General features: G+C 38.3%; 15 protein-coding genes and 1 pseudogene. 15 read left to right on the forward strand and 1 reads right to left on the reverse strand.

All coding sequences use genetic code 11. From position 1 onward, the window contains the following. Nucleotides 1–140 precede the first annotated feature (140 nt). A pseudogene (locus tag B9N79_RS26440) lies at nucleotides 141–221 on the forward strand (YjcZ family sporulation protein); the annotation flags it as partial. 127 nt (nucleotides 222–348) lie between these two features. Here B9N79_RS26440 and B9N79_RS04420 read toward each other — a convergent pair. Then, the gene (locus tag B9N79_RS04420; protein WP_240516645.1) at nucleotides 349–1230 is read right to left on the reverse strand and encodes a helix-turn-helix domain-containing protein; all 882 of its coding nucleotides are present in this window, start codon (nucleotides 1228–1230) and stop codon (nucleotides 349–351) included. A 220-nt stretch (nucleotides 1231–1450) separates the two neighbouring features. Here B9N79_RS04420 and B9N79_RS04425 point away from each other — a divergent pair, with 220 nt between their 5' ends. From B9N79_RS04425 to B9N79_RS04490, 14 genes are all read left to right on the forward strand, one after another. Further along, complete coding sequence (locus B9N79_RS04425) at nucleotides 1451–2176, forward strand: ThuA domain-containing protein (protein ID WP_085117757.1); 726 nt, start codon at nucleotides 1451–1453, stop codon at nucleotides 2174–2176. Nucleotides 2177–2200: 24 nt separating this feature from the next. After that, nucleotides 2201–3226 carry a Gfo/Idh/MocA family protein gene (locus B9N79_RS04430; protein ID WP_085117759.1) on the forward strand — a complete coding sequence of 342 codons (1026 nt, stop codon included), beginning with the start codon at nucleotides 2201–2203 and terminating at the stop codon, nucleotides 3224–3226. A gap of 12 nt (nucleotides 3227–3238) precedes the next feature. Further along, nucleotides 3239–4252, forward strand: a complete 1014-nt coding sequence (locus tag B9N79_RS04435; RefSeq protein ID WP_085117761.1) for a Gfo/Idh/MocA family protein — start codon at nucleotides 3239–3241, stop codon at nucleotides 4250–4252. Between the two features lies 1 nt (nucleotide 4253). Beyond that, nucleotides 4254–5222 carry a sugar phosphate isomerase/epimerase family protein gene (locus B9N79_RS04440; protein ID WP_085117763.1) on the forward strand — a complete coding sequence of 323 codons (969 nt, stop codon included), beginning with the start codon at nucleotides 4254–4256 and terminating at the stop codon, nucleotides 5220–5222. A gap of 49 nt (nucleotides 5223–5271) precedes the next feature. Next, a complete protein-coding gene (locus B9N79_RS04445) occupies nucleotides 5272–6504 on the forward strand; it encodes an ABC transporter substrate-binding protein (RefSeq protein WP_085117765.1) in 1233 nt (410 codons plus the stop codon). Between the two features lie 15 nt (nucleotides 6505–6519). Continuing rightward, nucleotides 6520–7383: a carbohydrate ABC transporter permease gene (locus B9N79_RS04450; RefSeq protein WP_019391953.1), complete on the forward strand. Its 864-nt coding sequence runs from the start codon at nucleotides 6520–6522 to the stop codon at nucleotides 7381–7383. A 2-nt stretch (nucleotides 7384–7385) separates the two neighbouring features. Continuing rightward, nucleotides 7386–8204, forward strand: coding sequence for a carbohydrate ABC transporter permease (locus tag B9N79_RS04455; RefSeq protein WP_205635665.1), 819 nt, complete (start codon nucleotides 7386–7388; stop codon nucleotides 8202–8204). A 33-nt stretch (nucleotides 8205–8237) separates the two neighbouring features. Further along, entirely contained in the window at nucleotides 8238–9341 is a 1104-nt protein-coding gene (locus B9N79_RS04460) for an ABC transporter ATP-binding protein (RefSeq protein ID WP_085117769.1), read from the forward strand. 158 nt (nucleotides 9342–9499) lie between these two features. Continuing rightward, entirely contained in the window at nucleotides 9500–9745 is a 246-nt protein-coding gene (locus B9N79_RS04465; protein ID WP_046217756.1) for a hypothetical protein, read from the forward strand. 146 nt (nucleotides 9746–9891) lie between these two features. Next, nucleotides 9892–10386: a competence protein ComK gene (locus B9N79_RS04470; protein WP_085117772.1), complete on the forward strand. Its 495-nt coding sequence runs from the start codon at nucleotides 9892–9894 to the stop codon at nucleotides 10384–10386. A gap of 586 nt (nucleotides 10387–10972) precedes the next feature. Continuing rightward, complete coding sequence (locus B9N79_RS04475; protein WP_205635660.1) at nucleotides 10973–11302, forward strand: CpsB/CapC family capsule biosynthesis tyrosine phosphatase; 330 nt, start codon at nucleotides 10973–10975, stop codon at nucleotides 11300–11302. 148 nt (nucleotides 11303–11450) lie between these two features. Beyond that, nucleotides 11451–12197: a YveK family protein gene (locus B9N79_RS04480; RefSeq protein WP_085117775.1), complete on the forward strand. Its 747-nt coding sequence runs from the start codon at nucleotides 11451–11453 to the stop codon at nucleotides 12195–12197. Continuing rightward, the gene (locus tag B9N79_RS04485) at nucleotides 12166–12885 is read left to right on the forward strand and encodes a CpsD/CapB family tyrosine-protein kinase (protein WP_085117777.1); all 720 of its coding nucleotides are present in this window, start codon (nucleotides 12166–12168) and stop codon (nucleotides 12883–12885) included. Before B9N79_RS04480 ends, B9N79_RS04485 begins: the two co-directional genes overlap by 32 nt. Nucleotides 12886–12996: 111 nt before the next feature. Then, nucleotides 12997–13761 (forward strand): tyrosine-protein phosphatase, encoded by a 765-nt coding sequence (locus B9N79_RS04490; RefSeq protein ID WP_085117779.1) that lies wholly within the window; start codon nucleotides 12997–12999, stop codon nucleotides 13759–13761. Nucleotides 13762–13824 lie beyond the last annotated feature (63 nt).

Here is a 13824-nt window from a genome sequence, read left to right on the forward strand (position 1 = left end):
CTGTCCCTGGACAGCTTTTTTTATTGTGTTAAATATCATTCTTTGAAAATAAATAAAGAATAGAAAAGGCCATCGTCTAGTCCACTTTCACTACTGCTTTCATAAGATATCGTACATTAACACAGAAGGTGGTGGAAGTAATGAGCTCAGGTGGATCTGGAAAAGGCTTTGCGTTAGTTGTTGTTTTATTCATCCTACTTATCATCGTAGGGACTGCTTATGCTGGCGGCGGCAATGGCGGTGGCTATGGCGGCGGCTGTGGTGGCGGCGGCTTCTGTTAACAAATTAGATGTTAAATACGCACGAGAACAGGCAAATCTGTCTGTTCTTGTACGTATTCAAGGTCTCTTATCCTTCATTTCTCATTCGCTCTTTAAATTCTTTCGGTGAACAGTTATTGTATCTTCTGAACAATTTATAAAATTGAGCCATGTTAGGGATACCAACGTCATAGCCGATATTTTCAATGCTAAGATCACTTGTCACGAGTAACCGTTCAGCTTTTTTTATACGCTTGTAATTTACATAATCAATAAATGATTTGCCCATTGTTTTCTTAAAGTACTTAATGAAATAGTGGTAGCTTAAGTTTAATAATGAACATGCTTCTTCTACAGTAATCTTACTTTCTAAGTTGTCATCTATATAGGAGAGCACAGGCTGCAGGCGGTGTAAGGCAGCTTTTTCTGTATAGCTTAAAAGATTGCGTGTATCATGTCTAAGAAGTAGGAGCATAATTTGTTTAATCATTGAACTGATAGCGATTTCATAACCGTTCAGCTTTGACTGAGATTCTGTGAAAATCTTTGTTATTAAAGTATGAAACTCATTTTTTACAATTTCATTTTCTTCAAAAATATAATTCATTACATCTAAAGGCTGAGTAAGTTCAGAGAAGCAGTAGAGATAAGGCATTGTACTTTGGTCAAAGTGTTTCTGTAGATCAATTTGAAAGACAATATAGCGCAATTTATCCGTATAAAGCTGGTGAGTGCGGTGCAGTTGCGAAGCTCCAAAAATTCTAACATCCCCAGGACCGAGCACAGTATAATGATCTTTACTTTGAATGCCTAAATAGCCATCTATAATCGCGAGCAGTTCGACTTCTTTATGGTAATGCCAGCGATGCTCTTCCAAAGTCCTCATATCTCTTGTTCGATTATAAATTTCCCATATTTTTAAATAAAGCAGCGGATTTTGATAGACCACTTCTTCATTAACCGCTTCCAAATCTTGAACATTATTGCTTTTTACTAGAGAAATGCTACCCCCTCCTTTTTTAGAATATAACACATTTGGAGAGGGAGGGAATAGGATTTTTACATAGGATTTCCTCTGAAGAAAGAAACACAATAGCACTTTTGAATATAAAGAGAGCCAGATTCAGCATATTTTTCCCTGCTGATTTTTTTTATACTAATGACAAATCAATAAGAGAGGGGTTGTCGTAATGGTAAGAGTTACAGTATGGAATGAAAATCGCCATGAACAGAAAAATCCAGTTGTAAAGGAAATCTATCCTCAAGGAATTCATGGCACAATTGCAGCGTTTTTAGAAGAAGAGGGATTCCCTACTCGAAAAGCCACATTAGATCAAGAGGAACACGGTCTTACAGAGGAAGTCTTACAGGAGACAGATGTTTTAGTATGGTGGGGCCATCTAGCACATGATGAAGTGAAAGACGAAATCGTTGCAAAAGTAAAAGAGCGTGTCCTAGATGGAATGGGCCTCATTGTTCTTCATTCAGGTCATTTCTCGAAAATCTTCAAAACATTAATGGGCACAAGCTGCGACTTAAAATGGCGTGAAGCGGATGATAAAGAGCGCTTATGGGTAGTAGAGCCTAGCCATCCAATTACAGAAGGAATCTCTGAATTTATTGAGCTCGAGCGTGAAGAAATGTACGGAGAACATTTCGATATCCCAGCACCAGATGAGCTTATTTTCACAAGCTGGTTTGAAGGTGGCGAAGTATTTAGAAGCGGATGTACATATAAACGTGGAAACGGAAAAGTATTTTACTTTAGACCAGGGCATGAAACATATCCAACTTACTACAATAAAGAAATTCAGCGTGTAATTAAAAATGCTGTTCAGTGGGCAAAGCCAGTTGACCGAAAAAGACCGGTGTACGGGAACGCAAAACCGCTTGAACGTATCGCAGTTAAAAAATAAGGGAGACGAAAGGGGATCATAAGAATGGAGAAAATAAGAGTAGGCGTTATCGGATGTGGAAGCATTGCTCAGCATCGTCATTTACCTGAATATGGGATGAACAAAAATGTAGAGATTGTAGCCCTTTGTGACAAAAATGAAGAACGTGTTCATAGAGTGGCAGAAGAATATGGAGCAAAACCATATACGGATTACAGGGAGCTTATCGAAAGCGGCACTGTTGATGCTGTAAGCGTTTGTACACCAAACTATTTACACGCGGAAATCTCGATATATGCTTTAAATCAAGGTCTTCATGTGTTATGCGAAAAACCGCTGGCTACTTCTAGAGAAGAAGCGGAAGCGATGATCGAAGCAGAGAAGAGAAGCGGTAAGAAACTGATGATTGGTCATAATCAGCGCTTGGTTTCTTCACATCAAAAAGCGCGCGAGCTTATTAAAAACGGTGAGATTGGGCGCATTTTTAGCTTTCGAACAACGTTTGGACATGGTGGCCCAGCTCAGTGGAGTGTAGAAGGGAAAGAAAGCTGGTTCTTTAAAAAAGACGAAGCGATCATTGGCGCAATGGGCGATCTTGGCGTTCACAAAACAGATTTACTTCGCTATCTTCTAGATGAAGAATTCGCAGAAGTTGGGGCCTTTGTTGAAGACCATGCAAAAGACTATGGAGATACAGATGATAATGCTGTATGCGTATTAAAAACAAAGAGCGGGATTATTGGTACGCTCGCTGCAAGCTGGGCTTACATGGGGAAAGAAGACAACTCAACAATTATTTACGGTGAAAAAGCGATTCTACGTCTAGAAGAAGATCCAACGTACTCCCTCATTGTTCAATATGTAAATGGAGAAACGGTCAATTACCAGTTAGGAAAAATCCAGACAAATGAGGATGGCGGCCAACGCAGTACTGGCGTTATTGATGCCTTTATTCATTGTATTGTAGAAGACGAATCATCCCCAGTCTCAGGAGAAGAAGGATTAAAGTCACTTTCTGTTGTTCTCGCTGCCCTAGAATCAAGTAGAACAAAGAGAATCACAGAGATATAAGAGGTGAAGGATTTGAAAATCGGTATAATTGGCGCAGGCGGAATTGCGGTTAACAGGCATATTCCGGCATTTAAAGCGCTAGGTGATAAATGTACCCTTTGGGGACTAACTGACATTAACAGTGAAAGAGCTACAGAAGTAGCGAACGAGCACAATATTCCTCATGTATTTATCGATCACAGGGATTTATTAAAAGAAGTTGATGCTGTTTGCATTTGTACCCCAAATAAGTTTCATGCTCGATATGCAATTGAAGCATTAAATAGCGGTGTTCACGTGTTTTGTGAAAAGCCAATGGCGCTCTCCAAAAAAGAGTGTGAGGACATGATTGTCGCATCGGAAAAGTCCGGGAAGAAGCTTGCGATTGCTTATCATTACCGCTTTATGAAAGAAGCACAGGGGGCCAAGCGGATGATGTCAGAAGTAGGAACTCCGCTTGTAGCTCGTGTGAGAGCAATGCGTCGTCGCAAAGTTCCAGGGTGGGGCGTATTTACGAACAGGGAGTTACAAGGCGGTGGAAGTTTAATAGATTATGGCTGCCATCTACTTGATTTAGCTCTTTGGCTTATGGGAAACCCAAAGCATACGGCTGTTAATGGAAGCGTATACAATGAACTTAGTAGAACACCAAACGGACTAAATGAGTGGGGGACATTTGATCATAACACCTTTGATGTTGATGATCATGTGACAGCTTATCTTAAGTTTGAGAACGGCGCTTCCCTGCTTTTGGAAGCATCATGGGCTGCCAATATTAAAAGTGATGAAGAACATGTTAGCATCTCAGGAGTTGATGGAGGATTAAATGTGTTTCCATTTGAACTCTATACCTCTAAAAATGGAATGTTACTAAACAGCACTTCTCCTTGGAGCGAAGGAGAAGAGAATTATAGTCTGAGTCAGGCTAAAAATTTCATTGAGGCATGTAAGGGAGAAGCAGAGCTCGTCGTGAAACCTGAAGAAGCCCTCCAAGTCTCAGCCATTATCGATGAAATCTACCAAAAAAGTACAGTGGAGGGAAGATAATATGAAGCTTGGTGTATTTACCGTACTGTTTGCTCATCTCTCATTCGAAGAGATGCTAGATAAAGTAAAAGAAGCAGGTCTTCACGCCGTTGAGATTGGAACAGGAAATTATCCGGGAAATCATCATTGTCCATTAGATGAACTGCTCGAAGATGAAGCGAAAAGAAAGGATTACCTCCAGAAAGTAAGCGAGCGTAATCTAATCATTAGTGCGTTCAGCTGTCATGGCAATCCGATTTCACCAGAGAAGGGATTTGCCAGGGAGTCTGACGAGACGCTTCGTAAAACTATTAAACTAGCATCATTACTAGATGTTCCAGTTGTGAACTGCTTTTCGGGAACAGCGGGCGATCATGAAGAAGCCAAATATCCGAACTGGCCTGTGACACCTTGGCCAAATGAATATGGAGACGTCTTAAAATGGCAATGGGAAAATAAATTGATTCCATATTGGAAAGAAATTGGTGCATATGCAGAAGAACACGGAGTGAAAATTGGCTTAGAGCTTCACGGTGGCTTTTTAGTTCATACTCCATATACACTGTTAAAGTTACGTGCGGAAACGAACAATGCAATTGGAGCTAACTTGGATCCGAGTCATCTATGGTGGCAAGGAATTGATCCTGTAGGTGCGATTAAAATTTTAGCTAAAGAAAATGCGATTCACCATTTTCATGCTAAAGATACTTACCTTGATAGAGACAACATTAATATGTATGGCTTAACAGACATGCAGCCATATGGTGAAGTTCAAACACGTGCTTGGACATTCAGATCTGTGGGATGCGGGCATGATGTGAAAGAATGGTCAGATATGATGAGTGCCTTACGCACGTATGGATATGACTATGTTGTGAGCATTGAGCATGAAGATCCGATTATGTCTATTGAAGAAGGATTCCGGCGAGCTGTTACGAACTTACAAAGCGTTTTAATTGAAGAAACACCTTCTGAAATGTGGTGGGCATAGGGGAACATTCCCCTATAGCTCCATTAAAGTGTGAAAGGAGGAACAACGAATGAAGCGAGTTCTAGTAGGAATGTCAGCCTTAATGTGCACCTTTCTTTTAACAGGGTGCGGCAGTAGCGGAGCGAAGGAAGACGATGTCGTACACTTGGAGTTCTTTTCAAACAAATCGGAAAGCATTGGTACATATGAAGGAATGATTGAGAAATTTGAAAAGGAACATCCTGATATTGATGTCTCTCTTTATGCTCCACCAGAGGCTGAGACTGTGTTGAGAACGCGTCTTGTTAAAAATGATCTGCCAGACGTTGTCTCTCTAGGTGGGAATGCTCTGTATAGTGAATTAGCTCAAGCTGGTATTCTGACAAACTATGAAAATAGCTCTTTACTAAACGGAATTCAGCCGGCTTACATTGATATGCTAGAAGAGTTGGAAGGATCAGAAACAAAAGGAATTCATGGCATTCCATATGCGGCAAACGCAAATGCGGTTATTTATAACAAGGATAAAATGAAAGAGTTAAATGGGAAAGTACCCGAAACATGGGATGAATTTATCGCCCTGTTAGAAAAAGCGCAAGACGCGGGAGAAATCCCAATTTACTTCACATTAAAAGACGCGTGGACAGGGTTAATTCCATGGAATGCCGTTGGCGGAAACTTGCAGCCTGATTCTTTTGCAGAGAAAAAATCTAACGGAGAAGCAAGTTTTGAAAGCGATTACGAAGAAACAGCCCAGAAGACAAAGCAACTCTTAAACTATGGCCATAAGCATATGTATGGAATGGCTTATAACGAGGGAAATAATGCTTTTGCAAATGGTGAAGGTCTCTTTTATCTGCAAGGAAACTGGGCGATTCCGGAGTTACTTAAAGTAAATCCCGAAGCAAATCTAGGCGTGTTCCCTCTTCCTGTAAGCAACAACCCGGAAGAAAACGAACTTGTTTCAGGTGTTGATGTTCTTCTTTCAACGTTAAAAGACTCAAAGCACCCGAAGGAAGCGGAGATGTTCCTTGAATTTATGACAGAAGAAGCTCAATCGGAACAATACATGGAAGAACAATTTGCTTTTTCAGTAATCGAAGGACTATATCCGAGTGATCCTAAGCTAGCGGGTTTTCGAGAGAACTTCGAAAAGGGAAAGATTACAAGCTTCCCAGATCACTATTATCCAGTTGGCATGGGCGCTGAGAATTTAATTCAGGAGTTTTATTACCGCAAAAATGTCGACGCTTTTCTAAGGAAAATGGACAATGAGTGGGACAAAATTGAACGTAGACGATAAGGGGGAGGGAGAGCTATGCTCCATCGAGGCCGCATTTTTTACTTTATGACAATACCAGCACTGCTGCTGTTTTTCGTATTCCATACGTATCCAGCACTTCAAGGAATCTTTTATAGCTTCACAAACTGGAGAGGATATGGAGAGTGGGAGTTTGTTGGTTTGAAAAATTACTTCAATGTCTTCCAAGACTTTCGGGCCCTCCACGCCTATGGCTTTACTTTTCAATTTGCCATTGTTGGGACCATTTTAGTCAATATCTTAAGTCTAATTATTGCCCTAGGTCTTAATGCAAATGTTTACTTTCAAAAAACGCTTAGAGCGATCTACTTTATTCCGAACATTTTAAGTATTCTTATTGTCGGTTTTATTTTTAAGTTCATCTTTACACAGTTTTTGCCTCAGATTGCCACCTTTACAGGAATTGAGTCTCTATCACAGAGCATCCTAGGAAATCCAACTACAGCATGGCTTGGCATTGTCTTTATGGCGGTTTGGCAAGCAACTGCTTTTAATACCATCTTATATCTAGCTGGTTTACAAACGGTACCTGGCGATATTTATGAAGCAGCCGCAATTGATGGGACAGGTCCATGGAGAAGGTTTTTTAGCATTACTTTTCCCTTAATCGCTCCTTTCTTTACAATCAATATGGTTCTTTCCATGAAAGGCTTTCTCATGGTGTTTGATCATATTGTTGCGTTAACAGGAGGAGGTCCTGGGCAATCAACAGAATCGATATCACTGCTTATATACAAAGGTGGATTTGGCGGAGGAGAATTTGCCTACCAATCAGCAAATGCGGTGATTTACTTCATTATTATTGTAGCAATATCCGTTTTCCAACTACGTGTCCTTCAGAAAAGGGAGGTTGACTTGTAGTGATTAAGAAAAAGAAAAATGTGTTGGTTACAATCCTTCTGATTATTGGAACATTTGCTATCTTTCTGCCCCTATATTTAACAATTAATATTGCTTTGAAGTCACCAAGCGAGATGTCTAACCCATTACTATCTCTGCCGCAGGAATGGAGATTTCAAAACTTCGCAGATGCCATAGAAGCAACAAACTTTTTCCAAGCTTTTAAAAATAGTTTTCTTGTTACCTTTTTCGTTGTTGTTTTTACGGTGCTAACAAACTCACTTGTTTCTTATGCAATTGCCCGGAACATGCATAAAAAGTATTTCAAAGCGCTTTTCTATTATTTTATTAGTGCGATGTTTGTTCCCTTTCCAATCATTATGCTTCCGATTGTAAGACAAACAGCAATTTGGCATATGGACAACATAGTTGGCTTAATCTTTCTTTATATTGTGTATCAGCTTTCATTTAACGTTTTCTTGTATGTTGGGTATATCAAGTCCATTCCGATTGCGTTAGAAGAAGCGGCGATTATCGATGGCGCAAGTTCATGGGGGGTTTTTTGGAAAGTCGTCTTCCCTCTATTAGCACCAATGAATGCAACTGTTGCGATTTTAACTTGTTTAGCGGCGTGGAACGATTTTATGTTGCCGCTCGTCATCTTGTCTGATCCAAGTGATGCAACACTGCCACTCGCTCAATATATCTTTCAGTCTGAATTTAGCACAAATTACAATTTAGCTTTTGCTTCCTATTTATTAGCGCTCTTGCCGATGTTGATTGTCTATCTAGTTGCGCAAAAATGGATTATCAACGGTGTCACAAGAGGAGCGATAAAGTAAAAGGAACGATCTTGATTTAGGAAGGAGAAAAATATGGCTAAGTTAAGTTTGAATCATATTTATAAAATGTACGATAAAAATATTACAGCAGTAGAAGACTTCAATCTTGAGATCGGCGACAAAGAGTTTATTGTTTTTGTTGGTCCATCTGGATGCGGGAAGTCAACAACGCTTCGCATGATTGCAGGTCTTGAAGAGATTTCAAAAGGCGATTTTTATATTGATGGGGAGCGTGTGAATGACGTAGCACCCAAAGATCGTGACATTGCGATGGTTTTCCAAAACTATGCCTTATATCCGCATATGAGTGTTTATGGCAATATGGCATTTGGTTTAAAACTGCGCAAGTTCTCCAAAACAGAGATTGATCGTCGTGTAAAAGAAGCCGCTCGGATTCTTGGATTAGAAGAATACTTAGACCGCAAACCAAAAGCATTATCAGGAGGACAGCGGCAGCGGGTTGCGTTGGGACGTGCAATTGTGAGAGGTGCTAAAGTATTCTTGATGGACGAGCCGTTATCGAACTTGGATGCTAAGCTGCGTGTGCAAATGCGCTCTGAAATTGCCAAACTGCATCAACGCTTACAAACAACAACAATTTATGTAACACATGATCAAACAGAAGCAATGACAATGGCAACTCGTCTTGTTGTCATGAAAGATGGTATTATCCAGCAAGTTGGGGCACCAAAAGAAGTGTATGAGAATCCTGCTAATGTTTTTGTGGGAGGATTTATCGGTTCTCCGGCGATGAACTTTTTTAAAGGGATGTTAGAAGAAGGCGTCTTCGGAATTGGGACAACCCGTATTGGCGTAACAGAAGGAAAGATGAAAACATTGCGTGAAAAAGGGTATGTTGGAAAGGAAATGATTTTAGGCGTACGTCCAGAAGATTTCCATGATGAGCCACTCTTTATCGAATCTTCTCAAGATACCGTGATTAATAGCACAGTAGAAGTAGCGGAATTGATGGGAGCGGAAACAATGGTTTATTCACACATTGATGACCAAAGGTTTGTAGCACGTGTTGATGCTCGAACAGAAGTAAAACATGGACAATCTATTAAATTGGCTCTAGACATGAACAAAGCCCATTTCTTTGACGCGGAGACTGGACTTCGTATTTCGCTCCCTTAACAAAAAAAGAAGCTTTTACTCTTAGCGGAGTAGGAGCTTCTTTTTTATTGGTGGCATGTCTATGCGCCATTTCTCCTAATTCTGAAAATGGAATTTCCAAAAGATGATTGTTAACTTTCTGTGAAGGGTAAAGGGAAAAAAGAAAGGAGAAGGAAAAGATGAATAAACTTGGAATCGCTTCAATCTCTGTTGCTCTCTTTAATATCTTATTATTTCTTCTACTGCGCGGTCCAGGTGCAAACATAGGTCTTGTTGTGGGGATGTTTGGCGCGCTTTCCGTACTTGGGCTTGTGTTTGCTGTACTTTCCCAAAAGTGGCCATCTGTAGTGAGTGGGGCGGTGCTAAATGGAGGTGGACTAATACTTGCTCTCGTACTTTTTTTGACGGAAGGGGCTATCTCTTAAAGAGCTATAAATAACATAAGGAACGTGTAACTTCAACAGATTCTCGTTAAAATATTGTAAAAATCCTCCGAGGAAACTTAACTTTTAAATTACCAATTTATTAGGTATAATTTCCTTGAATTGTTAATTAAAAGGAGGAATAATTGATGGTTTTTAACAAGATTGATAGTTTTGTGAATCAAAATACCCAATCGATACTGCCCTACGCAAATTCGTCGTACCAGTCTATCGTATATGAAGGAGGTGAAGCGTATAAATGTCATGATACGCCGAAGAAGATTATTGAAGATGCTTGTCTTTTTGCAGGATCAACATATGGGGGGAGAAGAATTGTTGCAACCAAATTGTTAGGGTATCAACGCAAAACACCAATTCTTGTTTGTCCGCACCGAAGAATATGCTTAATGCCAACAGGAGCTCCTGAACGATTTATGGACTGTTCCTGGTTCTCGGTTTTACATATTGCTAAAATTATTAACAACTATGAAGGAACAAATCATCCAGCAATTCAGTTAAAAAGTGGCGTCTACATTTCTGTTCCAAATTCATACATCGTGCTTCGACAGCAATTCGAGCGAGCACAAACCTGTTTGAATTTTTTTACAGAACGAGAGAACGATTCTGGATACTTTTCAGATTAAAACGTTTCTTTCTAGCAAGTGTAGCACAGTAGGAGTGAAGAAAGTGTAAAGTAGTTATTAAGAGTAGAAAATGTAGCGGAAGACTTTGGGGAGAGTCTTCCTTTTTTTTATAGATAGAGACAATAACGAAAAATAGTAAAGTATGAGTCTTTTGTAAAAGAAAGGTACGCTTTTTATAAGAAAAAAGAGCGCTTTTTTATTTTGTAATTAAAAAAAGTGAAACAAAATAAAAAAGTTTTAAAGATCTGTGGAAAGTAAAAGAAAATAGTCGATAAGAACTATATGAACATTTTTAACATATTGTTCACTAGTTATTTTTAGTAACAATAAAAACCTTTCAACCCTATCTACAAAAGGAAAGAAAGCGCTATCTATAAAGGTTAATAAGAATTATAATAGAGAGAAAAGAAATTAATATTTTTAAAAAATAGCATAGATTAAAAGAACTACCCCAGAAAAAGTGGTGAAATTTCGACAAAAATTACCTCTTTCTCTGGGGATTTTGTAGTGCTATAATGATTAAATTTGGAAATGACGGTATAAATATTCCTTTTTTATGTCAAAAAACGCCAGAGGAGTGAAGTTATTGTTAGATATTCATTGTCACATTTTACACGGCGTTGACGATGGAGCAGAAAACGAAGCGGCATCACTCGAAATGGCTCGAGAAGCCGTTCGTGAAGGCATCACGAAGAACCTCGCAACTCCACATCACAAAAATGAAAGATATGATAATCGCAAAGAAGACATACTTTTAAAAGTAAAGAAACTAGACGATTTACTTCAAAGAGAAGAGGTTCCTCTAACCATCTTACCAGGACAAGAAACCCGTATTTATGGTGAAATACTTGAAGATATTGAAAAAGATGAGATTCTTACTTTAATGGAGAAAAAGGTAAAAACCTACTTAATTTAATCCTCTATGATTCAATTTTTTAGTGGAGGATAATTAAAATTACCTCTTTTTTTTTGTGAAAAAAATGTATCTACTATAGTAGAAGTAAAATACCTATTTTGCAGTCTAACTATACTAAATTGATAAAATACAAAACTTGGGGGAAATCATGGAAGGATCAATCAACTTAAGAGAGAGGTTTCAACCATTAAAGAAACATCTCTTACTCATTAGTATTATTACAGTTATTTTAACCATAGCAAGTGGAATAGTTAGTTACTTCCTTCTAACACCAATATACCAATCTTCAACACAAATTCTTGTGAATCAATCAAAAAATGGACAGCAAATTTATAGTGCTAATGAATTACAAACTAACCTTCAATTAGTTAATACATACAATGTCATTATTAAGAGTCCAGCGATTTTAGACGAAGTCATTAAAAAAGAGGATTTAAAAATGACTTCTGGAGCACTAAACAAATTAATTTCTGTTTCAAGTGAAGAAGACTCACAGGTTGTGAATGTTACGGTACAATATAAAAATCCGCAAAAGGCTGCGGATATCGCGAATGCAATTGCCACAACATTTCAAAATGAAATTAAAAAAATTATGAATGTTGATAACGTTAGCATTTTAGCAAAAGCTGAAATAAGCAATAACTCTTCACCAATTAAACCTAATCCTATATTTAATATGGCTATTGCCTTAGTAGTTGGGTTAATTGTTGGAGTAGGCTTAGCGTTCTTGCTTGATTATTTAGATAACACAATTAAAAAGGAACAAGATATTGAAAACCAGCTTGATCTTCCTGTATTAGGTACAATAACTACTATTAATGTGAATGGCAACACAAAGAACAAAGGAAGCCAAACAAAGATTAATGAAACAAGAGGTGAGTCAGTTGGCTCGTAGGGATAAAGATAAGGTTCTCCAACTTGAAAATAGAGATTTGATCTCTTTAACAAATCCAAAGTCGCCAATAGCTGAACAATTTCGAACAATTCGTACAAATATCGAATTTTCAAATATTGACGCGGATTTACGTACAATAGTTGTTACATCCTCCAGTCCAGCTGAAGGGAAATCAACAATAACTGCTAATCTCGCTGTTGTATTTGCTCAGCAAGGAAAGCGTGTTTTGGTAATCGACTCTGATTTACGTAAACCAACTACCCATTATACATTTCAAATAGAGAATCATATCGGGCTATCTAATGTTCTAACTAAACAAACAACACTAGAGGGAACGGTGCAGACAACTAACCAAGAAAATCTATGGGCTTTAACAAGTGGACCAATTCCACCTAATCCTTCAGAACTTCTCGGTTCAAGAAGTATGATCTCCTTATTAGAAAAGGCCAAGAGAGAATATGATATTATCATTCTCGATTCGCCACCTGTATTAGCTGTGACAGATGCACAAATATTGTCCAATTTAACAGATGGAGTGGTTCTTGTTGTTAGTAGCGGGAAAACACAAATAAATTCTGCGAAGAAAACAAAGGAACTACTTGAAAGTGCAAAAGCGAAAATTCTTGGTGTCGTATTGAATAATAAAAAAGTACAGAAAAATCAATATTATTACTATGGGGGAGAGTAGTCATACTTTGTCCCATCCCCCTTTTATTTGTTTTTTTAATGACAATTTTTCATTGGATATTTTAGAGGAGAATGAGAAAATTTAACAAAAGGTCTAATGGAGGTGAGTGATTTGATTGATATTCATAGTCACATTTTACCTGGCATTGACGATGGTGCATTGACGATGGAGAATGCGATTAATATGGCGAGGGTAGCTGTAGACGAAGGGATTACGAAGCTAATTGCTACTCCGCATCATCAGAACGGAATATTTTTTAATAGGAAACAAGATATTTTAAAGAGGGTAACGAATCTTAATCATGTGCTTCGAAGTGAGGATATCCCCTTAGAGATTCTGCCAGGTCAGGAGACACGAATTTACGGTGATTTATTAGAAGATTTTGAGAAGGGAGATATTTTAACTCTCAATCACACGCACTACTTATTTATTGAATTGCCTTCTGGGTATGTTCCAAATTATACGGAACAACTTTTGTTTAATATACAGTTAAAGGGATTGACGCCGATTATTGTACATCCAGAGAGAAATGCTGAATTTATGGAGAATCCGGAGAATCTACTTAATCTTGTTAAGAAGGGGACACTTACCCAAGTTACAACTAGTAGTTTGACCGGAAACTTCGGAAAGAAGATTCAGAAATTTTCAATGCAGTTAATTGAGGCAAATTTGACTCATTTTATTGCTTCTGATGCCCATAATATTTTAACGAGAAGTTTTTGTATTAAGGAATCTATCGCTGAAATAGATAAAGAATTTGGAAATCAGATAGTTCATTATTTTCAGGAGAATGCTGCTCTCCTTATACAGGGACAAGCTGTTTATAAACAAGAACCAAGTCCAATTAGGCGTAAAAAATTTTTAGGGATTTTTTAATTTACTTTTATGCTACCTAACAAGGGATTTAAAATTCATTAATTGCCAATGAAAATATTTTAA

It is taken from the genome of Priestia filamentosa, assembly GCF_900177535.1.
GTDB lineage: Bacteria > Bacillota > Bacilli > Bacillales > Bacillaceae_H > Bacillus_I > Bacillus_I filamentosa.